The organism is Gordonia soli NBRC 108243 (assembly GCF_000334455.1).
Classification (GTDB): domain Bacteria; phylum Actinomycetota; class Actinomycetes; order Mycobacteriales; family Mycobacteriaceae; genus Gordonia; species Gordonia soli.
On the sequence record NZ_BANX01000018.1, the window covers coordinates 15,583 to 41,528 of the forward strand.

Below are 25,946 nucleotides of genomic sequence, written 5' to 3' on the forward strand. Positions count from 1 at the left end.
GTCGAACTCAGCCCTCGGCGTCAGGATGCGCCGTCGTCGACACCGGGCGGCGTGGCCTCGGGTGGCGCCTGCCAGTCCAGCGAGCCCTGCGAGGCGGTCGGGACGCTTCCCATGGAACGGCTGGTGAGTGCCGACGGATCCGCCACCGGGGTACGCGCGACCGCCTCGGCCTCCCGAACCGCCTGTGCCACCTTGGGATCGGATGCCAGCGAGAACCAGTCCTCGACATCGGAGTCGTCGACCTCGGCCACCGGCTCGTCCGGCGCCTCGTAGCGGAACACCCCGTCGTCGCCCTGCTCGCCGAACGACTTCGCGAAACCCTGTAGCGCCGAGCCGAAGTCGGACGGGACGACCCACACCTTGCTCGCCTCGCCCTTGGCCATCTCCGGCAACTGCTGCAGGTACTGGTACGCGAGGAGTTCCGGCGTCGGCTTGCTGGACTTGATCGCGGCGAACGTCTTCTCGATCGCCTTCGCCTCGCCTTGCGCGCGCAGATACTGTGCGGCCCGATCACCTTGTGCACGCAGGATTCTCGATTGTCGGTCGGCCTCCGCACCCAGGATCGCGGCCTGCTTGGCACCCTCCGCGGCGAGGATCTGACTCTGCTTGTTTCCCTCGGCCGTCTTGATCGCCGACTCGCGCTGCCCCTCGGCGGAGAGGATGGTCGCGCGCTTCTCACGGTCGGCCTTCATCTGCTTCTCCATCGACTCCTGGATCGATGGCGGCGGCATGATGCTCTTCAGCTCCACACGGGCGACGCGCAGTCCCCACCGTCCGGTCGCCTCGTCGAGGACACCGCGCAGCTGACCGTTGATGGAGTCCCGGGAGGTCAAGGTCTCCTCCAGCGTCATCCCACCGACCACGTTGCGCAACGTGGTGATGGTGAGTTGCTCGACGCCGGCGATGTAGTTGTCGATCTCGTACACCGCCGACCGCGGGTTGGTCACCTGGAAGTAGACGACGGTGTCGATCGACAGGGTGAGGTTGTCTTCGGTGATCACCGGCTGCGGCTCGAAGGAGACGACACGTTCACGGATGTCGACGCGGGCACGGATGCGGTCGATGAACGGCAGCAACAGCGTCAACTGACCGGACACGGTCCGGGTGTATCGCCCGAGTCGTTCGATCACCGCGGCCTCGGCCTGCGGGATCAGCGCCACCGATTTGACCAGCACGGTCACCGCCAGCACCACGAGCAGCACCAGGACGACGAGACCGAAGATCTCCATCTGATTCACCCTCTCCACACGATGGCGGTCGCGCCGTCGATCTGTACGACCGTCACCTCGATTCCCGGTTCGATGACCTCGCCCGGGTTCATGGACCGCGCCGACCACACGTCACCGTCGATCTTGACGCGTCCGTCGCGCTCGTCGACCTGCTCGGTCACGACCGCGTGCCGGCCCTCCAGGGCCTCGGTGTTGGTCAACACTCGAGGCCGACTCAGCATGTGACGCCGGGCAATCGGCCGGACCGCGGTCAGCAAAAGCACCGACACCACCGCGAACACCACGCCGTCGACCCAGACCGGTGGATCGAAGACATAGTCGACGCCCGCCGTGGTCAACGCACCGCCGGCCAACATGAGCAGGAAGAGTTCGCCGCCGAACATCTCGGCGACCACCAACACGATCGCGGCTACCAGCCAGAGCAGTGCGCTCATGTCACCAGTCTGCCAGATGTCCGATTAGTCGGACTGATTCATCGGCACGCTCAGCACCGATCACACACGCGGCACCCGGGACCCGAACGGGCCCCGGGCGGCACGCCGCGTCCGGATCCGGTCGCGGCTCAGGAGTCCTCGGGAGCGGCGGTCACGAAGTCGATCAGCTCCTCGACAGATCGCAGCAGATCCACTTCGAGGTCACGGAAGTCCGACACGGCTCCGAGAACGCGACGCCAGCCGTCCTGCGGTGTGCCCCAACCCAATGCGTTGCACACACCGGTCTTCCAGTCGATCCCGCGCGGGATGACCGGCCACTCCCGGATGCGCACCGACGCAGGCTTCACCGCCTGCCACACATCGATGTAGGGGTGACCGCACACGAGGACGTGGCCGGGTAGCGACGTCGTCAGGCGCGCCTCCTTCGAGCCGGCGACGAGATGGTCGACGAGGATGCCCGCCCGACGATTCGGCGCGGGTCCGAATTCGGCCAACGCCTCCTCGAGGTTGTCGAGTCCGTCGAGGCTCTCGACGACCACACCCTCGTCACGCAGATCGGCTCCCCACACCCGTTCCATCAAGGTGGCGTCGTGCACGCCTTCCACGAACAGGCGACTGGCCCGCGCGGTCCGGGCACGTCGGGTCGGCGCGACCCGCGACCCGGACGCCGTGGTGGTCACCGGGGCGGGCCGACGGACGCGGGGCTTCACCAGGGTGACCGGACGTCCGTCGATGAGGAATGCCGCAGGCCGAAGGGCGAACAACCGTGTCGCGCCGCGACGGTCCTCGAGACGGACGAACTCACCGTCGTAGGTCCGCTCGAGACCCACCACGGCACCGCAGAAGCCCGATGCCGCGTCCTCGACCACCAGGTCGCGCTCAGCGGCCATCTCGGGCACCCGTGGACGGGCACGGCGAGGGCTGCTCAGCACATCCTTGCCATACCGGTCAGCCATGGTGGGCCAGTCCTGAATCGCTCACGCGGGACACGATATTGGTCGGACCGAGCGCGGCTTCACCCGACACGCCAGCGGACCGGCCGATCGGTATCGTATGGGGATCATGACCAGTTCTGATCTCGTCGTCTCGGGCCCCTCGGCGTGGCCGGCCTGTGCCCTGGGCGCATGGGCAGCCGCATGGGTGTCGGGCCGCTGCTCACCCGACGACGTGGTGGACACGTTGAGCGGGTTCGCCGTCCGACACGAGGTGGTCGGCCCCGCCGAGGACGACTCCGGTGACGGACCGCTCGCGGTGCTGGCGATGGTCCGCGGCCGCCGCGACCTCCGGATCCATCTGCCGGTGAGCGGGAATCCGGACGGATTGCCGCCCGGTCCCGCGACCGAGGCCGCATTGCTCGCCGGTCAGATACTGGTCATCGGCGGGGACTCACCGACCCCGGTCGGGGTGATCCCACTGATCACCGACGACGTGTGCCGATGGTCGGTGCATCGATACGCTGCCCCGATCACCACCCCGTCGGGAGGCGGGCTCGGACAGGTGGATCACGATCTGCGCACGGCCATCCGGGAGAGTGCCGAGATGCTCGGCGAACTCGGCCGCGGGTCCGCCACGGCCCGTCGGGCCACCGACCTCCGTCTGGCGGTTCAGCGACTGGTCCTGCGACTGCTCGTCGACCTTCCCCCACACGACGTCACCCGAGCGGATCGCATCCTCGAGAGCACGGCGCAGATCGAGGCCATCGTCGCGCTGGCGCTCGACGAGGGTGCGACCTTCGGCGCCACCGCGCGCACCGTCGACGCCGGCGACACACACCTGCGCGGACTCGTCAGGTCGGCGCGATCCGCGCGCGCGGCCGCGGTCAATGCGGTCATCGCGGAGCTGACCGCAGACTGACCGGTCCAAGCGCGGCTGAGGCGGTGTTCGCTGCCTCCGACTGTCGGGTGCCCGTTCGCCGAGTCGCCGGCTGTCGGCTTCTTGCGTGTCGGCTTCTCGTGGGGATTTCAGATTGTTGACACCTGAGCGCGTCGCGCTGCGCACATACCCGACTGAGCCTCGCTCACGTGCCAGAAATCCGCGGACGAAACCGAACGCCACCGGATGGAACCACACCGAACCGACCGAACGACCCACACCGAACCGTCGACTCAGGTGCGCGCGGGCCTGCGGGCGGGGACGCAGCACACTGCCCGGCAGGTGGAACCGTTGTCGGCGCAACCCAGTTCACGCCCGGCATCGTCTCCGGGGAGCGACGTCGGGCCGGTCGGCACCTCTCCCCCGCGGTAGCGGTCGATCAGATCCGCGATCAGTGCGATGAAGCGGGTGTCGGTCCCGACGGTGTCCGCCCGGACATAGCCCAACCCCAGCCGCTCGGCCGTCTCGGCGGCCTCGTTGTCGAGATCCCAGACCACCTCGAGGTGATCGGAGACGAAGCCGACCGGACATACGACGACCTGCTCGGCACCTTGTGTGGCAACGATTTCCAGGTGGTCGCAGATGTCGGGTTCGAGCCACGGCACCTGGGGCGGACCCGAGCGGGACTGCCAGACAAGGTCGAATTCGGTACCGTAACCGGCCTTCTCGGCGACAGCCGCGGCAGCAGCCGACACCTGCCGCTGATACAGCTGCCCACCGGAACCCGCCGGTCCGTCGGAACGGTCGGCGGCGACGGGGATCGAATGGGCGGTGAACACCAGTCGCGGACGGACGGGCCGGTTCGGGAGTTGCCCGACCGCGCGGATGACGGCGTCGCCGAAGGCCTCGACGAACGAGGGCTCGTGCCAGTATTGCGGCAGTTTGCGCAACAGCATCGGATCGGATGCGATCTCGGGCAGTGCCGCCGTGGCCGCCGACAGCGCACGCCCGATGTCCTCGTTGTACTGACGGCAGCCCGAGTACCCACCCCACGCGGAGGTCGGGAAGACGAGCACGCGACGGTGGCCGGCCCGGTACATCTCGACGACGGTGTCCTCGATCATGGGATGCCAGTTGCGGTTGCCGAAGAAGACCGGCAGGTCGACTCCGCGGGATACGAGTTCGCCGCGAAGGGAGTCGATCATCTCGAGGTTGAGCCGGTTGATCGGCGAGACACCACCGAAGTGCAGGTAGTGCTCGGCCACCTCGTCCAGGCGTTCGGGGGGCACGCCTCGACCACGTGTGACGTTCTCCAGGAACGGCCGGACGTCTGCCGGTTCGTCCGGTCCGCCGAACGACAGGAACAGCACCGCGTCGAAGGCGATCGGGCTTCCGACCGCCTTCGACGCATCCGCCGTCGTCACGTCAGGAATCGCCCCCGACGAAGTTGTCCGGGAACCAGGTGTTGTGGCTGGCCCCGCCGTCGACGTAGACGATCGAGCCGGTGGTGCCGGGCAGCCAGTCGGACAAGAGCGCGACCACCGACTTGGCCACGACGGTCGGGTCGTCGACGTCCCACCCGATCGGCGACGCGCCGTCCCAGTACTCGTTGAGCATGGTCAGCTGCTTGGCGTCGTCGGTGGCGGTACCCGCGATGGCCTTGGCGGCCAGGGTCTTGATCGGACCGGCGGCGACCAGATTCGACCGGACGCGCTTCGCCGTACCGACCTCGCGCGCGACATAGCGATTGACCGACTCGAGCGCGGCCTTCGCGACGCCCATCCAGTTGTAGTACGGCAGCGCGGTGCGCGGGTCGAAGTCCATGCCGACGATCGAGCCACCCTCTTTGAGTGCGGGCAGGACGGCGCGCGCCAGCGATGCGTAACTCCACGCTGAGATCTCGAAGGCCTTTGCGGCATCTGGACCCGGTCCTTCGAGGAACGGCTTCGCCTCCGGCCCCATCAGGGTCCGCGGTGCGAACGCGATCGAGTGCAGCACGCCGTCGATGCCGTCAGGTGCCAGCTCGGCGATCTTGCCCGCGAGGGCGTTGAGGTCGTCCTCACTGGTGATGTCGAGCCCGATGGCCGGCGGCACCTCCTTGGGGAGCCGCTTGGCGATCCGATCGATCAGCCGCAGGCGCTCGGGGATACCGGTGATGATCACCGTGGCCCCCTGCTCCTGGGCCATCGCCGCCGCGTGGAACGCGATCGAGGCGTCGGTGATGATGCCGGTGATGAGAACTGTCTTGCCGTCGAGGATTCCGCTCACGGGTTCACTCCTGGTGTGTGCTGCTCGAATCGATCGAGCGTCGGATGTCGGTCGGGTCGATCGAGGATCGGGTGCTCAGTTGCCCATGCCCATGCCGCCGTCGACCGGGATGACCGCGCCGGTGATGTAGCCGCCCTCGTCGGAGGCGAGGAAGCTGATGGCGGCCGCCACGTCCTCGGGCTGGCCGACGCGACCGAGCGGGATCGCCTGCTTTGCCATCTCGACGTAGCGGTCTTCCATCTCGTTGGTCATGTCGGTCTCGATGAAGCCCGGTGCCACCACATTCGCCGTGATGTTGCGCGAGCCGACCTCGCGGGCGATCGAACGCGCGAGGCCGATCAGGCCGGCCTTGGAGGCGGCGTAGTTGGCCTGCCCGGGGATACCGGAAGTCGCGACCACGGAGCCGAGGAAGATCATCCGACCGAACTTCGCGCGCTGCATCCCCTTGGTGGCCCGCTTGGCGCAGCGGAAGGCACCGGTCAGGTTCGCGTCGATCACCTTCTCGAAGGAATCCTCCGAGAGACGCATCAGCAGCATGTTGTCGGTGATCCCCGCGTTGGCGACCAGGACCTCGACCGGTCCCTGATGCTCGGCCACCTCGTCGAACGCACGCTCGACGGACGCGTTGTCGGTGACGTCGCACTGGACGCCGAACAACCCCTCCGGAGCACCCGAACTGCGGTGCGTCACCGCGACCTTGTGTCCGTCGGCGGCGAGTCGCCGCGCGACGGCCAACCCGATGCCGCGGTTGCCGCCGGTCACCAACACCGATCGCGACACCTGACCGCTCCGTCCGCCCTGCTCTGCATTGCTGTCTGCCATGGTCGTCAACCTATCCGTTCGTCGAACTGCAGTACCGCCCAGGTGGAGACCTGGCGGGTACCGGTGCTGACGATCACGGGAGTCGGCGGTTGATCGCCAGCGCCGCGAAGGCGGACAGCACCGCGAGCAGGGTGCCGGCGATGAGCCACGGACGGGAGTTGTCGCCGCGCCGTTTCTCGAAGCCGATCTGCTCCTGCAGCGTCTCGTACACCTTGTTCAGCTCGTCGAGGCTGGCGGCCGTGAAGAAGTCTCCCCCACTGAGATTCGCGATCTTCCGCAGCGACTCGTCGTCGACCGGTACCGGGACCTGATCCCCCTCGAGGTCCACGGTGCCCGTCATCGTACCGAAGGAGATGGTGGAGACCGGTATCTTCTCCTCCTTGGCCTTGCGGGCCGCGGTGAAGGCGCCCCGCGGGTCGTCGGGGTCGTCAGGGACGGTCTCCTTGCCGTCGGAGAGCAGCACCACGCGGGCGGGCGGCGCGGCCGCGTCACCACCGAGGACGGCGTTGAGGGTCTGGATCTGTTGCAGGGCAGCGAAGATGCCCTCGCCGGTGGCCGTCTTGTCGTCGAGCCGCAGCTTGTCGACCGCCGTCTTGGTGGCGTTGTGGTCGGGAGTCGGCGAGACCAGGGTGGCCGCGGTGCCCGCATAGGAGATCAGGCCGAGGTTGATCCCGTCGGTCAGTTCGTCGGCGAACTTCTTCGCCGACTCCTGTGCGGCGCGGATACGGGACGGCGACACGTCGGTCGCGTTCATCGACCGCGACACGTCGATCACCAGGATCACCGTCGCCTTGTTGCGCGGGACCCGACGGTCGGCCTGCGGGCCGGCGACCGCGATGGTCAAGAGGATCAGCGACACCAGCAGGAGTGCGATCGGGACGTGCCGCCACCGGTTGCGCTCGGAGGGCGCGACAGTGTTCAGGAGGTCGAGGTTGGCGAACCGTAGGGCGCGCTTGCGACGCATCCGCTGCACGTAGACGTATGCGGCACCCAGCAGCGCCACGACCAGCAGGAACAGCAGCCACCACGGGCTGGACAGAAACGACACCAGGGATCACCCGACTCCGGCTGCCAGCCCACGGCGACGCTGGGCGATGAACTTGACGGTGTCGGCGATCCAGTCGCGATCGGTGCGCAGGGTCATGGTCGGACCACCGCACCCGCGGATGGTGCGATGCACGGTCGACTGATGCGCCGCGGCGGCCGCCGCGAAGTCGCGCCGGACGCGGTCGGTGATCACGATGTCCCGGACCTCGCCCGACTCGGCGTCGGCCAGGGTCACCTCGCCGACGTCGGGCAGTTCGAGGTCACGCGGATCGAGTACCTCGACCGCGAGCAGTTCGTGGTGGGCGCCGATGGCCCGCAGCGAACGTTCCCAGTCGATGGGCCCGAGGAAGTCGCTGATGACCACGGCAAGCCCTCGGCGGCGCTGTGGTCTGCGCAACGCCTCGATCCCACCCTTCAGATCGCCTCGCACGCCCGGCCCGCTGCGTCCGGTGGTCGCGATCGCCTTCAGCAGGTTCTGTGCGTGGGCGCGTCCGGCACGCGCGGGCACTCGTACGAGGGTGTCGCCACTGACCACGATGGCGCCGTGGCGGTTGCCTCCGCCGGTGGTGAGGTGGACGATCGCGGCTGCGGCGGCGACCGCCAGATCGCGTTTGGTGCAGGCGACAGTGCCGAAGTCCAGGCTGGCCGACACATCGACCACCAGCCACGTCTCCAACTCGCGGTCGGCGATCATCTGGCGCACATGGGGTTGGGTGGTCCGCGCGGTGACCGACCACTCCATCCGCCGGATGTCGTCGCCGGGCTGGTACGCCCTGGCCTCCCCCGGCTCGGAGCCCGGCCCCGGGATCAACCCGAGGTGCTCTCCCTGCAGGACCCCGTCGAGCTTGCGACGAACGGTCAGCTCCAGGGACTTGAGGGCAGCGGTGAGCTGCGGGTCCTGGAGCAGGCCGGCGCCCAGCGAGGGCAGTTCGCTATTGGCCGCCATACCGCCCAGACGCCTGATTCACCGGCGCGCCGTTCGGTCCCGGAAAGGGTTGCGCCGGTTGCTGAGTGGGGTTCGGTTGAGGCGCGGCCGGATAACCGTTGGCCGGTCCGGGCTGGGCACCGCCGGCGACCGGCTGGGTGCCGACCTGCGGGAGACCGACCGTCTGCAGGACGCGGTTGATGACCTGGTCCGCGTCGACCTCGTCGGCCAGCGCGTCGTAGCTGAGCACGAGGCGGTGTCGGAGCACGTCGGGCATGATCTCGACGACGTCCTGCGGGATCACGTAGTCGCGCCCCCGGACCAGAGCCAGCGCGCGGGCCGCGGCGACGATGCCGAGGGTGGCGCGCGGCGAGGCGCCGTAGGACAACCAGGACGCGACGTCGGACAGACCGAGCTCGGCGGGACGTCGGGTGGCGTTGATGACGCGGACGACGTAATCGACCAGCGCGTGGTGGACGAAGACGGTCGCTGCGGTCTTCTGCAACCGCAGCATCGCCGCGGGATCGAGGACCTGCGACGCCGTCGGCGGGACGTTGCCCATCCGGTAGACGATCTCGCGCTCTTCCTCGACCGACGGGTAGTCGACCAGGATCTTGAACAGGAACCGGTCGCGCTGCGCTTCGGGCAGCGGGTAGACGCCCTCGTTCTCGATGGGGTTCTGCGTCGCCATGACCAGGAACGGGTCCGGCATCGAGTAGGTGGTGCCACCGATCGACACATGTCGCTCGGCCATCACCTCGAGCAGCGCCGACTGCACCTTGGCCGGCGCGCGGTTGATCTCGTCGGCGAGCAGGAAGTTGGCCACCACCGGGCCGAGTTCGGTGTCGAACTCCTCCTTGCCCTGCCGGTAGATCCGCGTACCGATCAGGTCGGTCGGGACGAGGTCGGGCGTGAACTGCACGCGGGAGAACGAGCCGCCTACGACACGCGCGAAGGTCTCCACCGCCAGTGTCTTGGCCACACCGGGCACACCCTCGAGGAGGATGTGACCGCGGGCCAGTAGTCCGACCAAGATGCGCTCGACGAGCTGATCCTGGCCGACGATCACCCGCTTGACCTCGTAGATGGCGCGCTCGAGCAGTTTGACGTCGGCGTCGCTGAGGGTGGCGGGCTCACCACCGTTCGGTCCGGGTCCCACACCCCCCGCGGAGTCGACACCTGCATGCGATGAGGTCAACCCGTGCTCCTGTTCGTGTCCGCGTCGTCCCGCCCCGGAGCCGACACCCGTCAGCGGAGTTCCTCCGCCTGCTGCGTTCAGGTAGGCCGACGCCGATCCAGTCGTCGACCTGTCGTTGACAGCCTAGTCACGTCGGCTGAAATCTCGCCAAGAAGACGCACCGGGTGCACTGTCCGATCGACCGGAACCGGCATCGGCGCCGTCGGAGGTGCACTCGGATGAGAAGGACGTCAGACCAGGCGGACGACGTTCGGCATCGCACCCGAGGTGCGCAGCGGCGACACCTTGACCACGTCGCCGGACTGCGGGGCCTCGATCATCTTGTTGTCGCCGAGGTACAGCGCCACGTGCTGACTGGCGTTGGGGCCGTAGAAGATCATGTCGCCGCGTTTCATCTGCGAGAGCGGGAACTGCGGACCCGACGTGTACTGGTAGCCGGTGTAGTGCGGCAGGTCGATGCCGACACCGGCGAACCCGTAGATCATCAGACCCGAGCAGTCGAAGCCGGTCTTGTTGTAGTCGCCGTAGCTGTCGGCTACACCACCGTCGCGGATGCCCTGCGTCGGGCCGTTGCCGTCGCCGCCACCCCACGCGTAGGGGACGTTCAGCTGCGACATCATCCGGTTGACCACGACCTCGACGGCTGCCGGCCCACGCAGGCCCGGCCGGACGTCGCCGCCCGAACCGCCACCACCGGAGGAACTCCCGCCGAACAGTGAACCGAGAGATCCCGACCCGATACGCGAGCTCAGTGTGTCCGGGCCGCTACCGGTGAAGCTGGAGCCGCCGACGCCGAGTTCGTCGAGCAACTCCGAGTGCGGCACCTGCTGGTCGCCGATCAGCGCTGCGAGAGCCTTCTGGCCCAGATCGACGGCCAGTTTCGCGGCAGCCTGCGCGGCCATCTTGATGGCCTCGTTGTCGCCGGCGGCCGGCACGGCTTGCGGCCCGCTCGGTGCGGCAGGCGCTGATGGGTCGGCCTGACCGTTGGGCAGCAGCCCCGACAGCACTCCGCCTCCGGTGGTGCTCTCGACCGGCTTGCGCGCGCCCCGCAGCGCGTCGAGCCGCGCCTGGACACCGTCGCGCTTGTGCACGAGCTCGGACCGACGCTGCTGCTCCGACGACGCGGCACTCCGGGCGGCGGCGATGGCCGCCAACGCATCGCTCTTACGCGTCGCAGCACTCTTGGTCGCCGCAGCCGCCTGCCGCTTGGTCGCCTGTGCGGCCGCGACCCGATTGGCCTGTTGGTTACGTGCCACCTGCAGACGCTGGATGGTGTCTCGCTGCTCCTTGCCGACGCGATCGAGCACCGTGACCCGATCGAGCACCGACTGCGGGTTCGGCGAGGAGACGTAGTTGGACATCGAGCCGGACGCGCTTCCCTGCCGATACACGTCGCGCGCGAACTTGTCGAAAGAGGATTGAGCGTCGGTGACGGCGCGCTGCGCCTTCACCAGTGAACCCTGCGCACCCTTGGCCGCGACTGCTGCGAGCCGCTGTGCGGCGAGCGAGTTCTGGTAGTCCACGAGTGTCCGGTTGACGTTCTCCTGCTTGATGGCGACAGCGTTGTCGAGGTCGACCAGGTTCTGGTTTGCGGTGGCGATCTGATTGATCAGCCCGGAGATCGACGAATTCCCGCCCTTGCCGGACTGCTGCGGAGCCGCGAATGCCTGACCCGCGCCGAGTGTGCCGAGCAGCAGGACGGCCACGACAGCACCGAGGCGTGCCGAGCGCGGCGTCCCACGCGTCACACGAGTAGTACCTCGCCTCACCAGAGCTCCCTTGTCGTCCAGGGTTCGCGTAGCTCACCCACACGTCGGTTCGGTGGTGTACGGACGCCCCGGGCCAACATCTGTCCGTCGTGCACCACCCATCACATGTGTCGGCAGATTCCACTTGCACACCACACGTGACATGAGAACCGTACGTCACATGAGCCACATAGAAAATCGCTGTTCGTGAATTACAAACGCGTGATTACCTGCGAAAATGCTGTGAACTGGACAAAGGCGGCATGGGTCCACGAGGTATCGAATTGGCAACAGCGAGGTCGCCGAGAGATTCATGACGTCCGACGTCGCAGCGGCGTCCCGAGAGTGTCTGGAAGCTGGTCGCAGTCGGGGCTCCCGTACGCGTGCCGGACGCGTGAGACGGTCGGTCCCGAGGGGCGACGCCGGCGGTCAGGCCCGGGAGTCGGAGCCCGGCCCGCCGGACTCGACGGATGCATCGTCGGCATCCGAGGGCTCGGCATCCGAAGGCGGCGCGGCGACCGTGGCCGGGCCGGACGGGGCCGCGACGGTCGGCGAACTCGCCGATTCCGACGTATCGCGTGTGGTGGCATTCCGCGAGATGTGCAGGCCGCGCAAGCGTGCGAGCACGGCCCCGACCACCACGACAACGAGCAGGACCAGGGTCACCAACGTCCAGTTCACGCCCGGCTCGGTCATCTGGTCGAACATCTGACGCGCCGCCAGCGGCGGGTTCGTGAGGGTGAGGTTGTCGGTCGCCTCCTCCTGCTGGACGCGACTGAAGTACGGCGACGAACTACCCACCGAGTTGGGGCCGAGCACGATCACCGTGCCACCGGTCTCCGACTGCAATTGGCTGGCGATGTCCCGGTAGTACGTGAACTTGGGCTGGGCCTCGGGCAGCACCACGAAGCTGACGTCGTACCCCTCGGCCTTCGCGTGCGCGACGACCTCGCGCAGGCCCGCGACCTGATCGGCGGGCGCGGCGACGTGATCGTCCTGGATGTCGGCGAGCAACGCCGCCATGTCGATGTCCTCCGGGATGATCGACAGGTTGTCGGTGGCTCCGACCGGCGCGGCGAGCACGAAGGTACCCGGATCGGCGAGAGCAGCTCCGGATGACGTCGAACCGGGACTCATCTGCCACGCTGCCTTTCCCCGCGCTCGCGCGGCCGGTGCACAACGCACCACGTCGGTGTTTCGCGCCCATGAAGATCCCACGGACATCCGCCTGTCGGCAAACCTAGCCTGGCACGGCGCGCGATACTGGACGCAGGTCTCCCCTGCCCTGTCGTCGATCGTGCACACGCTGGACGGCGAGTGCCGGAACCGGCGGACGGACACGCCGACCGACACGGGGGTCGGTTGTAAACAGTACGGCCGTACTGTTAGAATCGAGGAGTCGCCGCAGCACCATCGCGGTCACCGGACAACACCGGCGCAGCCCGTCGGTGAGATCACTGTCGGCGAGCGGAGATCGCCCGCCGTCACCGTCGGCGCAGCCCGTCGACACACGAGAGAGTGGAGTACACGTGAGCAAGGATTCCTTTGGCGCCCGCGGCACCCTGGAGGTGGGCGACAACTCCTACGAGATCTTCCGACTCAGTGCAGTCGAGGGCACCGAGAAACTCCCTTACTCGCTGAAGGTGCTCGCCGAGAACCTGCTTCGTACCGAAGACGGCGCGAACATCACCGAAGACCACATCAAGGCCATCGCGAACTGGGATCCCTCGGCCGACCCGAGCATCGAGATCCAGTTCACCCCCGCCCGGGTCCTGATGCAGGACTTCACCGGCGTGCCCTGCATCGTCGACCTCTCGACGATGCGCGAGGCGGTCACCGCCCTGGGCGGCGACCCGACCAAGGTCAACCCGCTGGCACCCGCCGAGATGGTCATCGACCACTCGGTCATCATCGACGTCTTCGGTCGCGCCGACGCCTTCGAGCGCAACGTCGACCTCGAATACCAACGCAACGGTGAGCGCTATCAGTTCCTGCGCTGGGGCCAGGGCGCCTTCGACGACTTCAAGGTGGTCCCGCCCGGCACCGGCATCGTGCACCAGGTCAACATCGAGCACCTCGCGCGGTCGATCATGGTCCGCAACGGCCAGGCCTACCCCGACACCTGTGTCGGCACCGACTCGCACACCACCATGGAGAACGGGCTCGGCGTGCTGGGCTGGGGCGTCGGCGGTATCGAGGCCGAGGCCGCGATGCTGGGCCAGCCGATCTCGATGTTGATCCCCCGCGTCGTCGGCTTCAAACTCACCGGTCAGATCAGCGCCGGCGTCACCGCGACCGACGTCGTCCTCACCGTCACCGAGATGCTCCGTCAGCACGGGGTGGTCGGCAAGTTCGTCGAGTTCTACGGCGAGGGTGTCGCCGAGGTCCCGCTGGCCAACCGCGCCACGCTGGGCAACATGAGCCCCGAGTTCGGTTCCACCGCAGCGATGTTCCCGATCGACGAGGTCACCGTCGACTACCTGCGGCTGACCGGTCGCGACGAGGAGCAGCTGGCCCTGGTCGAGGCCTACGCCAAGGAGCAGGGCATGTGGCACAACGCCGAGAAGGAGCCGGTCTTCTCGGAGTACCTGGAGCTCGACCTCGGCTCGGTCGTGCCGTCGATCGCCGGACCGAAGCGACCGCAGGACCGAATCCTGTTGTCGGAGGCGAAGACCGCCTTCCGCAAGGACATCCACCAGTACGTCGAGGAGAACCACCCGGCGGATCACACCCAGCTCGACGAGGCACTCGAGGAGTCGTTCCCGGCGAGTGATCCGGCGACGCTGTCCTTCGCCGATGACGGTGCCGTGCAGGTCCAGTCGGCCGCGAACGGCTCCGAGGGACGGCCGACGAAGCCGGTCCGCGTGAAGGCCGAGGCACAGGGCGAGTTCATCCTCGACCACGGCGCCGTGGCGGTCGCGGGCATCACGTCGTGCACCAACACCTCCAACCCGTCGGTCATGATCGGTGCCGCACTGCTGGCCAAGAAGGCGGTCGAGAAGGGCCTGACCTCCAAGCCGTGGGTCAAGACCAACATGGCGCCGGGTTCGCAGGTCGTCACCGACTACTACGAGAAGGCGGGCCTCTGGCCGTACCTCGAGAAGCTGGGCTTCTACCTCGGCGGCTACGGATGCACCACCTGCATCGGCAACACCGGGCCGCTGCCCGAGGAGATCTCGAAGGCGATCAACGAGAACGACCTGACGGTCACCGCCGTCCTGTCGGGCAACCGCAACTTCGAGGGTCGCATCTCGCCGGACGTGAAGATGAACTACCTCGCGTCTCCGCCGCTGGTCATCGCGTACGCGATCGCCGGAACCATGGACTTCGACTTCGAGTCGGACCCGCTGGGCCAGGACACCGATGGCAACGACGTCTTCCTCAAGGACGTCTGGCCGTCCGCCAAGGAGATCGACGACACCATCTCCCAGGCCATCTCCCAGGAGATGTTCACCAAGTCGTACGCCGACGTGTTCAAGGGTGACGAGCGGTGGCGCAGCCTGCCCACCCCGGAGGGCGACACCTTCGAGTGGGACGAGAACTCGACCTACGTCCGCAAGGCCCCGTACTTCGACGGGATGACGCAGGAGCCGGAGCCGGTCACCGACATCAAGGGTGCCCGCGTGCTCGCGGCCCTGGGTGACTCGGTCACGACCGACCACATCTCCCCCGCCGGTGCGATCAAGCCGGGCACCCCGGCGGCGCAGTACCTCGACGAGCACGGTGTGGCCCGCAAGGACTACAACTCGCTGGGTTCACGTCGAGGCAACCACGAGGTGATGATCCGCGGCACCTTCGCGAACATTCGGCTGCGCAACCAGCTGCTCGACGACGTCAGCGGCGGGTACACCCGTGACTTCACCCAGGAGGGTGGCCCCCAGTCGTTCATCTTCGACGCGTCGCGCAACTACCAGGAGGCCGGCACCCCGCTGGTCGTCCTCGGTGGCAAGGAGTACGGCTCCGGGTCGTCGCGTGACTGGGCCGCCAAGGGCACGATGCTGCTCGGTGTGCGTGCGGTCATCGTGGAGTCCTTCGAGCGCATCCACCGGTCGAACCTGATCGGCATGGGTGTTGTCCCGCTGCAGTTCCCCGAGGGCGAGAGCTACAAGTCGCTCGGCATCGACGGCACCGAGGTCTTCGACATCGAAGGCATCGAGGAGCTCAACGAGGGCAAGACGCCGAAGACGGTCCACGTCACCGCGACCAAGGAGAGCGGCGAGAAGATCGAATTCGACGCCGTGGTCCGCATCGACACCCCCGGTGAGGCCGACTACTACCGCAACGGCGGCATTCTGCAGTTCGTCCTGCGGAACATGATCAAGAGCTGAGTCTTGACCATGAGTCGATCGACCTCGGGAGACCTCGGTGCCCAAGGTCAGTGACGACCGCCTGGCCGCGCGCCGTCGGGAGATTCTCGACGGCGCGCGGCACTGCTTCGCCGAGTACGGCTATGACGGCGCCACCGTCAAGCGGATCGAGGAGTCCACGGGGCTGTCCCGCGGAGCGATCTTCCACCACTTCCGCGACAAAGAGGCCTTGTTCCTGGCGCTGGCCCACGAAGATGCCGAGCGGATGGCCGACGTCGCGGCCGAGCAGGGACTCGTCCAGGTCATGCGGGACGTGCTCGCACGTCCGCAGGACTTCGACTGGCTCGGGACCCGACTGGAGATCGCTCGGAAACTGCGCACCGACAGCAGTTTTCGCTCTGCGTGGCTGGCCCACTCCGCCGATCTCGAGTCGGCCACGCTGAGCCGACTCGAACGTGGCCGTGAGGCGGGCCGACTGCGCGACGACGTGCCGACCGAGGTCCTCGTGAAGTACCTCGACCTCGTCCTCGACGGACTCATCACGCGACTGGCGTCCGGCCAGCCGACCGCCGATCTGAACGCGGTCCTCGACCTCGTCGAGGAGTCGGTGCGCTCGCACGCCTGACGCGTCGCTGCCTCCGATCTCGGCGCGCCTCGGGATCGTCGCGTGGGCACTGCGGGAACAGCGTGCCCGTGGCGTCGGGTGCGCACCGAGCGACCCGTGATCCCCAGATCGGCACACGCTGTTGGAACAGAACTGTCAAAACGTCCCAACGGGTTCGGGTGCACTTGTACGATCGCAGCACCATCCCCGTTGCGAGGAGAACGTCGTTGTTCCCTGGAGTTTTCGCCGCCACCACTCCCGACAAGCCCGCGGTGATCGTCGCCGCCACCGGAGCGCAGCTCACCTACGCGCAACTCGACGAGAACTCGACGCGGCTCGCCAATCACCTCGAGAACCTCGGGCTCCGACCGGGCGACACCATCGCCATGATCTCGACCAACGATCTCCGACTTTTCGATGTGTACTGGGCCGCGCTGCGCAGCGGTCTCTACGTCACCGCGATCAACAGTCACCTCACCGCTGCGGAGGTGGACTACATCCTGACCGACTGCAACGCCCGAGTGCTCTTCGCCGGGGCGTCGGTGGCCGAGGCGGTCGCCTCGACCGGCACCATCCCGGCCCTCGCAGACGACGGTCGGCGCATCGCCTGGGGTGGCCCGATCGACGGCTTCGCCGACTACGACGCCGTACTGGCCACGGCGTCCGCCACACCGCGGGTCGACCAGCCGCGCGGCACCGACATGCTCTACTCCTCGGGTACCACCGGTCGGCCGAAAGGCATCAAGGTGCCGCCGCCGGAGGGGCAGGTCGACGCGGTACCCGATGCCTACACAGCGATCTTCGCCCCGATGTACGGATTCGACGCCGACTCGGTCTACCTGTCCCCCGCCCCGCTGTATCACGCAGCGCCACTGCGGTATTGCGGGATGACCAACTCGGTGGGCGGCACCGTCGTGATGATGGAGCGGTTCGAACCGGAGGCCGCCCTACAGGCGATCGAGACCTATCGGGTGACCCACAGCCAGTGGGTACCCACGATGTTCATCCGGATGTTGAAGCTCCCCGCGGCAGTCCGGGAGAAGTACGACGTCAGCAGCCTGAAGCTGGCCGTGCACGCCGCGGCGCCGTGTCCCGCCGACGTCAAGCGGGCGATGATCGAGTGGTGGGGTCCGGTGGTGCACGAGTACTACGCGGCCACCGAGGCCGCCGGCGCGACGTTCATCGGCCCCCAGGAGGCGCTCGACCATCCCGGCTCGGTGGGCAAGGCACTGCTCGGCGTGGTCCACATCTGCGACGAGGACGGCGCCGACCTTCCCGTCGGCGACGTCGGGCAGGTCTATTTCGAACGCGAGGAGATGACCTTCGAATACCACAACTCGCCGGAGAAGACCCGCGGCGCACAGCATCCCGCACACGCGAACTGGGCGACGACCGGCGACGTCGGATATGTCGACGGCGATGGCTACCTCTACCTGACCGATCGCAAGGCCTTCATGATCATCTCGGGCGGGGTCAACATCTACCCGCAAGAGGCGGAGAACGTGCTCGTCGGACACCCGGCCGTGTACGACGTCGCGGTCATCGGCGTCCCGGACGACGACCTCGGCGAGCAGGTGAAGGCCTGCGTCCAACTCGACCCGGCCTTCGCGCCGTCGGACCAACTCGCAGCCGATCTCATCGAATTCACCAAGGAGTCACTGGCCGCCTACAAGGCGCCCCGGACGGTCGACTTCGTCGACGACCTGCCGCGCACCCCGACCGGCAAGCTGGTCAAGGGTGTACTCCGCAAGCGGTACTGGCCTGAACCGGCGCACTGATCGGCGACCGGCGATCATGCCAACTCGATGAGCTCCTGGTACTCGGCGCTCCAGTGGTCTTCGGTGCCGTCGGGCAGCAGGATCACCCGCTGTGGATCGAGCGCAGCGGCGGCGCCGGGGTCGTGGGTGACGAGGACGACGGCTCCGGTGTAGCTACGTAGGGCGTCGAGAACCTGCTCGCGGGAGATCGGATCCAGGTTGTTGGTCGGCTCGTCGAGCAGCAGCACGTTGGCGGCCGACGACACCAGGCCGGCGAGCGTCAGTCGCGTCTTCTCGCCACCCGAGAGCGTGCCGGCCGGCTGGTCCAGTTGCGCACCGCTGAACATGAACGCGCCGAGCAACCCGCGGAGATCCTGTTCCCCGGCGTCGGGGGCAGCATGCCGGATGTTCTCCCAGACGCTGGCCATGTCGTCGAGGGTGTCGTGTTCCTGGGCGAAGTACCCGATCTTGAGACCGTAGCCGGGCTCGAGCTGACCACGGTCTGGCTTCTCGACGCCGGCCAGCAACTTGAGCAGCGTCGTCTTGCCCGCACCGTTGAGTCCCAGCACGACGACCCGACTGCCCTTGTCGATGGCCAGGTCGACTCCGGTGAAGATCTCGAGTGATCCGTACATCTTGGTCAGGCCGCTGGCCATGAGCGGGGTCTTGCCGCAGGACGCCGGCTCCGGGAACCGGATCCGCGCGGTGCGATCGGCCACCCGCTCTTCGTCGAGTGCGTCGAGCATCCGATCGGCACGCTTGAGCATGTTCTGGGCTGCGACGGCCTTGGTCGCCTTCGCACCGAGCTTTGCAGCCTGGGTGCGCAGCGCCGCGGCTTTCTTCTCGGCGTTGGCGCGCTCCCGCTTGCGACGTTGCTCGTCGGTGGCACGCGCGTCGAGGTAGCGCTTCCAGCCCATGTTGTAGATGTCGGCCTCGCCCCGCACCGCATCCAGGAACCAGACGCGGTTCACCACGTCGGCGAGCAGGTCGACATCGTGGCTGATGACCACCAACCCGCCCTCGTGGTTCTGCAGGAAACTGCGCAACCAGGTGATGGAGTCGGCGTCGAGGTGATTGGTCGGCTCGTCGAGCAACAGCGTCGTGTCCGACTTACCGGAACCGTCGGATGCCGCGAACAGGATGCGCGCCAACTCGATTCGTCGTCGCTGGCCACCCGACAACGTGTGCAGCGGCTGACCGAGGACGCGGTCGGGAAGCCCGAGGCTGTTGCAGATTCGGGCTGCCTCGGACTCGGCCACGTAGCCACCGAGCGCGGAGAACCGCTCCTCGAGCTGTCCGTACTTGCGGACCGCCTTGTCCCGGACCCGGTCGTCGGCGGCCTCGGCCATGAGGGCCTGCTGCTTCTCCATGTCGTGCAGGATCGAGTCGAGCCCACGCGCGGAGAGGACCCGGTCCTTCGCGAGGACGTCGAGGTCACCTTCCTTCGGGTCCTGCGGGAGGTAGCCGGATTCGCCGTTGCGGACGACGGTGCCCGCGTACGGCTCGGTCTCACCGGCCAGGATTCGGAGAGTGGTGGTCTTGCCCGCGCCGTTGCGGCCCACGAGGCCGATCCGGTCTCCCGGCGCGATGCGCAGCGCGGAGCCGGGCGCCGACAACAGGGTCCGAGCGCCCGCTCGAACTTCCAGGTCGGTCGCGGTGATCACGACGGTCCAGTCTACGGGTAGGTCACCAGTGGCTCCCGTCACCCTGCCGGCCTCCGCGGACCGCACGCTGTGCGAAGTCGCTCCGTCCGATGGCCCCGGCGACGATGTACCTCCGGTTACGGTGTGGGAGTGACCGAAACCACAGGACAGCAGACCACGTCGGATCTCTCCGGACGCTCCGCGATCGTCACCGGTGCCAGCCGCGGCATCGGTGAGGCGATCGCAACCGAACTGGCCCGCCGCGGCGCGGCCGTCGTCATCACCGGCCGCAAGGCCGAACCGCTCGAAGAGGCAGCCGGCCGCATCCGTGCCGCGGTCCCGGAGGCCGCCGTGACGGCCATCCCGGGCAACACCGGCGACGCCGACCACCGCAAAGCCGCTGTCGCCGCCGCTGTCGCCCAGGGCGGTGGCATCCACATCCTGGTCAACAACACCGGCATCAACCCGCTGGCCGGGCCGTTGATCGACGCCGACCTCGAGGCGTATCGCAAGATCTTCGACACCAATGTGGTCGCCGCCCTGGGCTTCGTGCAGGAGGCCCACGCGGCCGGGATGGGCGAGACCGGTGGGTCGGTCGTCAACATCTCGTCGGTGGCAGGCATCCGGTCCACCGGCGTGATCGCTGCCTACGGCACCTCCAAGGCCGCATTGATCCGACTCACCGAGGAACTCGCCTGGGAACTGGGCCCGGGGATCCGGGTCAACGCCGTGGCGCCCGCCATCGTCCGCACCAGGTTCGCGTCCGGACTGATCGCGGGCGACAACGAGGAACGAGCGGTGCAGGGCTATCCGCTCGGCCGGATCGGTGAGGTCGAGGATGTCGCCCGCGCCGTCGCGTTCCTGGTCGGCGACGAGTCCGCCTGGATCACCGGCGACACCCTGCGCGTCGACGGCGGCCTTCTCTCCACCGGATCCCTGTGACCCCTTTCCCCGATCAACCCGACAGGGTTTCGGAGGTCGGGGCACCCGACAGGGTCGTGGAGGTCGGGGCACCCGACAGGGTCGTGGTGGTCGGGGCGGGGCCGGCAGGCCGTGCGTTGTCGCATCGGCTGGCGCACCGCGGGGTCGCGGTCACGCTCATCGATCCGCACCCCGCGCGTCCGTGGCGGTCGACCTACGCCTGTTGGTCCGACGAACTGCCTGACTGGCTCGATCCGTCGGTGGTCTCGGCCGAGGTCGACTCGGTGCGGGTCATCGGTCACCGCCGCACCGAGGTCCACCGTGGGTATGCGGTGCTCGACACCGATCGTCTGCAGGAGACCCTGTCGGTCGTCGGTGACTCTCCTCTCGTCGTCTGCACTGCCGAGGCGGTCGCCGTGGCGCCGGACGGGGTCACCCTCGACGACGGCCGACGGATCGATGGTCGGGTGATCATCGACGCCCGGGGAGTCGGCGGGACAGGGCCGCGACAGACCGCATGGGGCATAGTCGTACCGACCGATGTGGCCGCGCCCGTCCTCGACGGTGCGTCGGCGATCCTGATGGATTTGCGGCCCGCGGACCCGACGGTCACCGGACTCCCCTCCTTCCTGTACGCGGTTCCACTCGACGGTGACCGCGTGCTCCTCGAGGAGACGTGCCTGGCGGGCGATCCAGCACTTCCGCTGTCGGAGTTGCGTACCCGGCTGGCCCAACGGCTGTCCCGGACCGGGATCGATCCGGCACTCGCCACCGCGACCGAGAAGGTCTCCTTCGGTCTGCAGGGCGCCAGCCGCGACCCGTGGCACCGACGACCGACGATGTTCGGCGCACGGGCCGGACTCATGCACCCGGCGTCCGGATACAGCGTCGCGGCGTCACTGGCCACCGCCGATCCGCTCGCCGCTGCGATCAGCGCAGGTGGCGATCCCACGCGTACCCTGTGGCCGCACTCGGCACGCATGGTCCAGCGCCTACGCGCGGCCGGCCTCGCGGTGCTGTTACACCTCGACGCCGACGACACGATGCGATTCTTCGACGACTTCTTCGACCTACCAGTCCATCGTCAACGCGCGTACCTGTCCGATCGCGATGACCTGCGAGGTCTGCTCGCAGCCATGCTCACCCTGTTCACCGCGACCGATCGGCGACTGCGTCGCCACCTCGTGCGAGCGGCGCCGCACCTCGTCGGACGCTGATCTACAGCCGCGAGTCGACCGGCTCCGATTCCAGGGCGAGCAACCCGAACACACACTCGTGCACTCGCCACAACGGCTCACCCGCGACGTGCCGCGCCAACGCCTCACGCCCGAGGAGGTACTCACGCAGCGCCATCGACCGCTTGTGCCGGAGGTCCCGCTCTCGTAGCACCTCCAGCCGGTCGAGATAGGACGGCCCGTAGATGATGCGTAGGTACTCCGAGCTGCGAACCTTCACGCCCGGTGCCACGACCCTCCCCTTGTCGTCACGCACGGCGTTCGCCGCCGGCTTCACCACCATGCCCTCACCGCCGGCCGCGGTCAGCTCCGTCCACCACCGACCACCTGCGGCTCGGGACGCCGGGTCGCCTACGTCGACGACGCACCGACGGGTGGACGCGAACAGCGATGGATCGGCTTCCACCAGCTGATCGGCAACGTCGAGATGCCAACTGTGTGGTTGTGTCTCGGCTGTCACTCCGCCCGCGCCGGCGCCGTGGGCGAGGATCTCGAACGGTGCGATGCGGACATCCGCGATGGTCGCCGTGGCGTCCACGTACCGCCCGTAGGCAGCAGTGAACGCGTCGACGTCGCGACGTCGGTCCTGCGTCGCGGCCAACATCTCACCGACATCCAACCCGCGGTCCGCAGCCGCGGAGAGTTCGGTCCGGAACAGATCGAGTTCGGCACCCGCCGCCGCGGAGACGGCGGCGAAGTGATCGCGGATCAGGCCTTCGCCCTTGATGTTCCATGGCAACAGCTCGGCATCGAGGATCAGCCAGTCCGATTGCAGGGTGTCGAGGACGCCGGACGCGGCATCCCTGGTCCGGTCGAGCAGATCCGCCGTCGTCGGAGCGTCGAAGAAGGTTCGGCCCGTCCGGGTGACGATCGCGCCCAACCCGTCCACGACACCGAATGCCGAAGCCGCGGCAGCCTGGTCACGGGTCACCACCACCATCGCCCGCGAGCCCATGTGCTTCTCCTCGCAGATCACCTCCGCCACACCTGACCGCGCATAGAAGTCGAAGGCCGCGTCGGGATCCTCGAGCAGTCCCGGGCTCCGTCCACCCACCGGGCTCATCGTCGGCGGCAGGTACCTCAGCCACCGTGGGTCCACCGCATATCGCGACATCACCTCGAGTGCCGACGCCGCGTGCTCGGCGCGAACGGTGACCGACGGCCCGAGACGCGTGGTGATGACCCGCTTCCCGGCGACATCGTCGAGCCGCACCCGCGCGCGTACGCGGGCGTCGGCATCCGAGTCGCCGTAGCCCATCGGACGCTCTGGCTCCCAGTACGTCTCGTGCGCCGAGACCGCGACGGTCTCACGCTCGGGATGGCGCAGCGCCGTGAGCCGGCCACCGAAGACACAACCGGTGTCGATGCACAGCGTGTTGTTGACCCAGCCGACCGCCGGAACGGGTGTGTGCCCGTAGACGACCGCTGCGGCGCCTCGATAGTCACGCGCCCAGTCGATCCGGATCGGAAAGCCATGACGATCGACCTCGCCGGAGGTCTCGCCGTACATCGCGAGGCTCCGAACCCGCCCGGACGATCGACCGTGGTATCGCTCCGCGAGACCTGCGTGGGCCACGACGAGACGTCCGCCGTCGAACAGATAGTGCGACACGAGGCCGTCGAGGAAGGTGATCACCGCGGCGACGAAGTCATCGGGCTCCCTGGCCAACTGCGCCAGGGATTCCGCCAGACCGTGGTTCATGGTGAGCCGACCTCGGTCACGCCCGCTGCCGGTGCGCTGCCGAAGCGCCTTGAGTAGCTTCTCCTCGTGGTTCCCGCGCACGCAGATCGCTTGTCCGGCAGCCACCATCGACATGACGAGACGGAGCACCGCCGGGGTGTCCGGCCCGCGGTCGACGAGGTCACCGACAAAGATGACCCGACGGCCGTCCGGGTGATCCTCCATCGTCGCGACCGCTGCCCCGTCGGGACGCGGAGCCGGTCTCCAGCCGAGGCGTTCGAGCAACTCGACGAGCTCGGCGTGACAACCGTGGACGTCGCCGATGATGTCGAACGGTCCCGTCTCGTCGGTCCGATCGCTGAAGAGTCTCGTGCGAGTGATCGACGCGGCATCGATCGCGTCCACACCCTCGAGGATGTGGACGAATCGGAAGCCCTCTTTGCGAAGTCCGCGCCCGTATCGGCGCAGCAGCCGGTGCTGACGCACGACGACACCGCCGTCGACGTCCGTCCGCCCCGCAGTACGTCGCGTCAGCTCGTCGAGCGGCACGTCGAGGACGATCGCGACCGCGAAGACGTCGTGCTCCTTGGCCAGATCGACGAGGGCACGCCGATCCTCCGGGCGCACCGACGTGGCGTCGACGACGGTCAACAGACCTCGACGGAGTCGACGTGCCGCTACGTCGAAGATCACACTGAACGCATCGGTGGTGGCCGACTGGTCGGTCGGGTCATCCGCCACCAGACCGCGAAAGGCGTCCGAGGACAGTACCTCGGTCTCCTGGAAGACCCGCCGGGCGAACGTCGACTTGCCCGCACCGGAGACACCGACGAGTACGACGAGGCACAGGGCCGGGATGTCCAGTCCGGTTGCGGTCACGGGGCTCGCGGCGTCGTCCACGGGGAACACCGCGTTCTCGTCGGTCATGAGTCGTCCTCGTCGTCTCGGGTGAACACGGCGACCTGGGTCGGCGTGCCCGCATCCGGGTCCTCGTCACCGATACCGTCATAGGTCACGGCGTATCGGTACTCGTCGGCGACCGACGCGGCCCAGGTGGTGAACTCCGCACGCGTGAACTCGAATCGGTGATCCGGGTGGCGGAACCGCGCGCCCAGCCCGTACACCGCGTTGTACTCACGATTCGGGGTCGTCACGACGACCGTGCGGGGCGACATCTCGTCGAACACGGATGCCATCGCGGTGGCCAGGCGGTCGGCGTCGACGTGTTCGACGACCTCCATCAGCACGACGGCGTCGTAACCACGACATCGCTCGTCGGCGTACATCAGCGACGACTGCCACAGGTCGATTCCGGGCCATCGGTCGAGCCGAGCCCGAGCGGCATCGAGAACCGCCGGCGCGACGTCGATCCCGGCCAGCCGGCCGAACCCGTTGCGGGCCAGCGCTGCGAGTAGTCTCCCCTCGCCGCACCCGACGTCGAGCACCGATCGGGCTCCGGTCTGTTCGAGCACGTCCACCACCCGGGACAGCCGCCGGCGCGCGAGTGGTTCGCGGTGGGGCGCCGCGGCCTCCCCCGACGTCCCGGATCCGCCGTCCGGTCCCGCTCCATCGCGACCGTCCGACGACGACACGTCGGATGCCATCCGCGCGGAGGCGGTTTCGGCCAGATGGCGCAGGTTCTTGACATAGCCCGCGACGATGTCGTCGCGGTGGGGATGGTCGACGAGCCATCCGTCCCCGAGTCGCTCGAGCTTGTCGATCTCCTCGTCGTCGACGAAGTAGTGCTTGTCGTCGGCGAGCACCGGGATCACCACTGCGATGTGGCGCAACGCGTCTCGGATCGATTGACTGCCCGACAACCGAATGGTGACGAAGTCGGAGTCACCCCATTCCTGCGGACTCAACGGCTGCGCGACCTCCGACACCCGCCAGCCGAGCGGTGCGAACAGTTCGGTCGGCTTCCGTTGCGAGCGCACCGGAACCGACGGGATCGTCAGGGTGAGTGGCCAGCGGACGTCGACGAGGTCGGGACGGTTCGCGCATCGGCCGGCGAGTGCGTCGCCGAAGACCTTGCCCAGTGCCACGATCAAGCGCGACGATGCCGCATACGGGACAGTGTTGACGTGTCGGTCGACGTCGCCGCCGCGGTCGATCTGTGCGCCCTCGCCGTCGACATGCAGGACCGCACGACAGGTGTCGGAGGTCGCGACGGGATAGAACACGGTCGCGCGGCCCTGACTGGTCGCGAACTCCTGGACCCGGTCGGGATGCTTGTGCAACAGGTAGCCGAGATCGGTCGCCGGGTACTGCCCGCTCCGCGAGACTTCCATCGACAGGATCACGGTCTCACGGTA

At 67.9% G+C, this 25,946-nt stretch carries 20 protein-coding genes; 6 read left to right on the forward strand and 14 right to left on the reverse strand.

The genetic code is table 11. The features are described from left to right. Positions 1-20: 20 nt before the first annotated feature. From GS4_RS12705 to GS4_RS12715, 3 genes are all read right to left on the reverse strand, one after another. Complete coding sequence (locus GS4_RS12705; RefSeq protein WP_157226613.1) at positions 21-1,229, reverse strand: SPFH domain-containing protein; 1,209 nt, start codon at positions 1,227-1,229, stop codon at positions 21-23. Between the two features lie 5 nt (positions 1,230-1,234). Next, on the reverse strand, positions 1,235-1,663 hold the full coding sequence (locus GS4_RS12710) for an NfeD family protein (RefSeq protein WP_007621113.1): 429 nt from the start codon (positions 1,661-1,663) through the stop codon (positions 1,235-1,237). A 128-nt stretch (positions 1,664-1,791) separates the two neighbouring features. Beyond that, positions 1,792-2,619 (reverse strand): DUF3097 domain-containing protein, encoded by an 828-nt coding sequence (locus GS4_RS12715; RefSeq protein WP_007621115.1) that lies wholly within the window; start codon positions 2,617-2,619, stop codon positions 1,792-1,794. A 106-nt stretch (positions 2,620-2,725) separates the two neighbouring features. Here GS4_RS12715 and GS4_RS12720 point away from each other — a divergent pair, with 106 nt between their 5' ends. Then, positions 2,726-3,517 (forward strand): Rv1486c family protein, encoded by a 792-nt coding sequence (locus GS4_RS12720; RefSeq protein WP_040510441.1) that lies wholly within the window; start codon positions 2,726-2,728, stop codon positions 3,515-3,517. Positions 3,518-3,768: 251 nt separating this feature from the next. Here the strand turns inward: GS4_RS12720 and GS4_RS12725 are convergent, their stop codons facing one another. From GS4_RS12725 to GS4_RS12760, 8 genes are all read right to left on the reverse strand, one after another. Then, positions 3,769-4,899, reverse strand: a complete 1,131-nt coding sequence (locus GS4_RS12725; protein ID WP_007621119.1) for a ferrochelatase — start codon at positions 4,897-4,899, stop codon at positions 3,769-3,771. Position 4,900: 1 nt separating this feature from the next. Continuing rightward, a complete protein-coding gene (gene inhA / locus GS4_RS12730) occupies positions 4,901-5,743 on the reverse strand; it encodes an NADH-dependent enoyl-ACP reductase InhA (protein WP_007621121.1) in 843 nt (280 codons plus the stop codon). Positions 5,744-5,818: 75 nt separating this feature from the next. After that, positions 5,819-6,565, reverse strand: coding sequence for a 3-oxoacyl-ACP reductase FabG1 (gene fabG1 / locus GS4_RS12735; protein ID WP_007621124.1), 747 nt, complete (start codon positions 6,563-6,565; stop codon positions 5,819-5,821). 73 nt (positions 6,566-6,638) lie between these two features. Further along, positions 6,639-7,613: a VWA domain-containing protein gene (locus GS4_RS12740; RefSeq protein WP_007621125.1), complete on the reverse strand. Its 975-nt coding sequence runs from the start codon at positions 7,611-7,613 to the stop codon at positions 6,639-6,641. Positions 7,614-7,619: 6 nt separating this feature from the next. Then, entirely contained in the window at positions 7,620-8,558 is a 939-nt protein-coding gene (locus GS4_RS12745) for a DUF58 domain-containing protein (RefSeq protein WP_007621127.1), read from the reverse strand. Next, positions 8,545-9,735 carry an AAA family ATPase gene (locus GS4_RS12750; RefSeq protein WP_007621129.1) on the reverse strand — a complete coding sequence of 397 codons (1,191 nt, stop codon included), beginning with the start codon at positions 9,733-9,735 and terminating at the stop codon, positions 8,545-8,547. Before GS4_RS12750 ends, GS4_RS12745 begins: the two co-directional genes overlap by 14 nt. A gap of 230 nt (positions 9,736-9,965) precedes the next feature. After that, positions 9,966-11,504 carry an NlpC/P60 family protein gene (locus tag GS4_RS12755; RefSeq protein WP_040510424.1) on the reverse strand — a complete coding sequence of 513 codons (1,539 nt, stop codon included), beginning with the start codon at positions 11,502-11,504 and terminating at the stop codon, positions 9,966-9,968. A 408-nt stretch (positions 11,505-11,912) separates the two neighbouring features. Further along, the gene (locus GS4_RS12760) at positions 11,913-12,620 is read right to left on the reverse strand and encodes an Rv1476 family membrane protein (RefSeq protein ID WP_007621140.1); all 708 of its coding nucleotides are present in this window, start codon (positions 12,618-12,620) and stop codon (positions 11,913-11,915) included. 392 nt (positions 12,621-13,012) lie between these two features. Here GS4_RS12760 and acnA point away from each other — a divergent pair, with 392 nt between their 5' ends. The 3 genes from acnA to GS4_RS12775 all read left to right on the forward strand — a co-directional run bounded on the left by acnA (position 13,013) and on the right by GS4_RS12775 (position 18,172). After that, positions 13,013-15,811 carry an aconitate hydratase AcnA gene (gene acnA, locus GS4_RS12765; RefSeq protein WP_007621142.1) on the forward strand — a complete coding sequence of 933 codons (2,799 nt, stop codon included), beginning with the start codon at positions 13,013-13,015 and terminating at the stop codon, positions 15,809-15,811. A 37-nt stretch (positions 15,812-15,848) separates the two neighbouring features. After that, on the forward strand, positions 15,849-16,415 hold the full coding sequence (locus GS4_RS12770) for a TetR/AcrR family transcriptional regulator (protein WP_007621144.1): 567 nt from the start codon (positions 15,849-15,851) through the stop codon (positions 16,413-16,415). Between the two features lie 206 nt (positions 16,416-16,621). Continuing rightward, positions 16,622-18,172 carry an AMP-binding protein gene (locus GS4_RS12775; RefSeq protein ID WP_007621146.1) on the forward strand — a complete coding sequence of 517 codons (1,551 nt, stop codon included), beginning with the start codon at positions 16,622-16,624 and terminating at the stop codon, positions 18,170-18,172. Positions 18,173-18,186: 14 nt separating this feature from the next. Here GS4_RS12775 and GS4_RS12780 read toward each other — a convergent pair whose 3' ends face one another. Next, a complete protein-coding gene (locus tag GS4_RS12780; protein WP_007621147.1) occupies positions 18,187-19,815 on the reverse strand; it encodes an ABC-F family ATP-binding cassette domain-containing protein in 1,629 nt (542 codons plus the stop codon). A 129-nt stretch (positions 19,816-19,944) separates the two neighbouring features. On the opposite strand from GS4_RS12780, the gene GS4_RS12785 reads away from it, so the two are divergent. Next, complete coding sequence (locus GS4_RS12785; RefSeq protein ID WP_007621148.1) at positions 19,945-20,736, forward strand: SDR family oxidoreductase; 792 nt, start codon at positions 19,945-19,947, stop codon at positions 20,734-20,736. Positions 20,737-20,792: 56 nt separating this feature from the next. Then, complete coding sequence (locus tag GS4_RS12790) at positions 20,793-21,932, forward strand: lycopene cyclase family protein (RefSeq protein WP_040510426.1); 1,140 nt, start codon at positions 20,793-20,795, stop codon at positions 21,930-21,932. 1 nt (position 21,933) lies between these two features. On the opposite strand, the gene GS4_RS12795 is transcribed toward GS4_RS12790, so the two are convergent. Both GS4_RS12795 and GS4_RS12800 read right to left on the reverse strand, forming a co-directional pair. After that, entirely contained in the window at positions 21,934-24,558 is a 2,625-nt protein-coding gene (locus GS4_RS12795; protein WP_007621150.1) for a polynucleotide kinase-phosphatase, read from the reverse strand. After that, entirely contained in the window at positions 24,555-25,934 is a 1,380-nt protein-coding gene (locus tag GS4_RS12800) for a 3' terminal RNA ribose 2'-O-methyltransferase Hen1 (RefSeq protein ID WP_007621151.1), read from the reverse strand. The genes GS4_RS12795 and GS4_RS12800 overlap by 4 nt, the downstream gene beginning before the upstream one ends. Between the last annotated feature and the right edge of the window lie 12 nt (positions 25,935-25,946).

What these genes read in the sequence shown, in the direction of transcription:
- GS4_RS12710 (WP_007621113.1), bottom strand. Translation starts at nt 1,663, where the DNA reads ATGAGCGCACTGCTCTGGCTGGTAGCCGCGATCGTGTTGGTGGTCGCC.
- GS4_RS12795 (WP_007621150.1), bottom strand. Translation starts at nt 24,558, where the DNA reads ATGACCGACGAGAACGCGGTGTTCCCCGTGGACGACGCCGCGAGCCCC.
- fabG1 (WP_007621124.1), bottom strand. Translation starts at nt 6,565, where the DNA reads ATGGCAGACAGCAATGCAGAGCAGGGCGGACGGAGCGGTCAGGTGTCG.
- GS4_RS12745 (WP_007621127.1), bottom strand. Translation starts at nt 8,558, where the DNA reads ATGGCGGCCAATAGCGAACTGCCCTCGCTGGGCGCCGGCCTGCTCCAG.
- GS4_RS12715 (WP_007621115.1), bottom strand. Translation starts at nt 2,619, where the DNA reads ATGGCTGACCGGTATGGCAAGGATGTGCTGAGCAGCCCTCGCCGTGCC.
- GS4_RS12705 (WP_157226613.1), bottom strand. Translation starts at nt 1,229, where the DNA reads ATGGAGATCTTCGGTCTCGTCGTCCTGGTGCTGCTCGTGGTGCTGGCG.
- GS4_RS12760 (WP_007621140.1), bottom strand. Translation starts at nt 12,620, where the DNA reads ATGAGTCCCGGTTCGACGTCATCCGGAGCTGCTCTCGCCGATCCGGGT.
- GS4_RS12720 (WP_040510441.1), top strand. Translation starts at nt 2,726, where the DNA reads ATGACCAGTTCTGATCTCGTCGTCTCGGGCCCCTCGGCGTGGCCGGCC.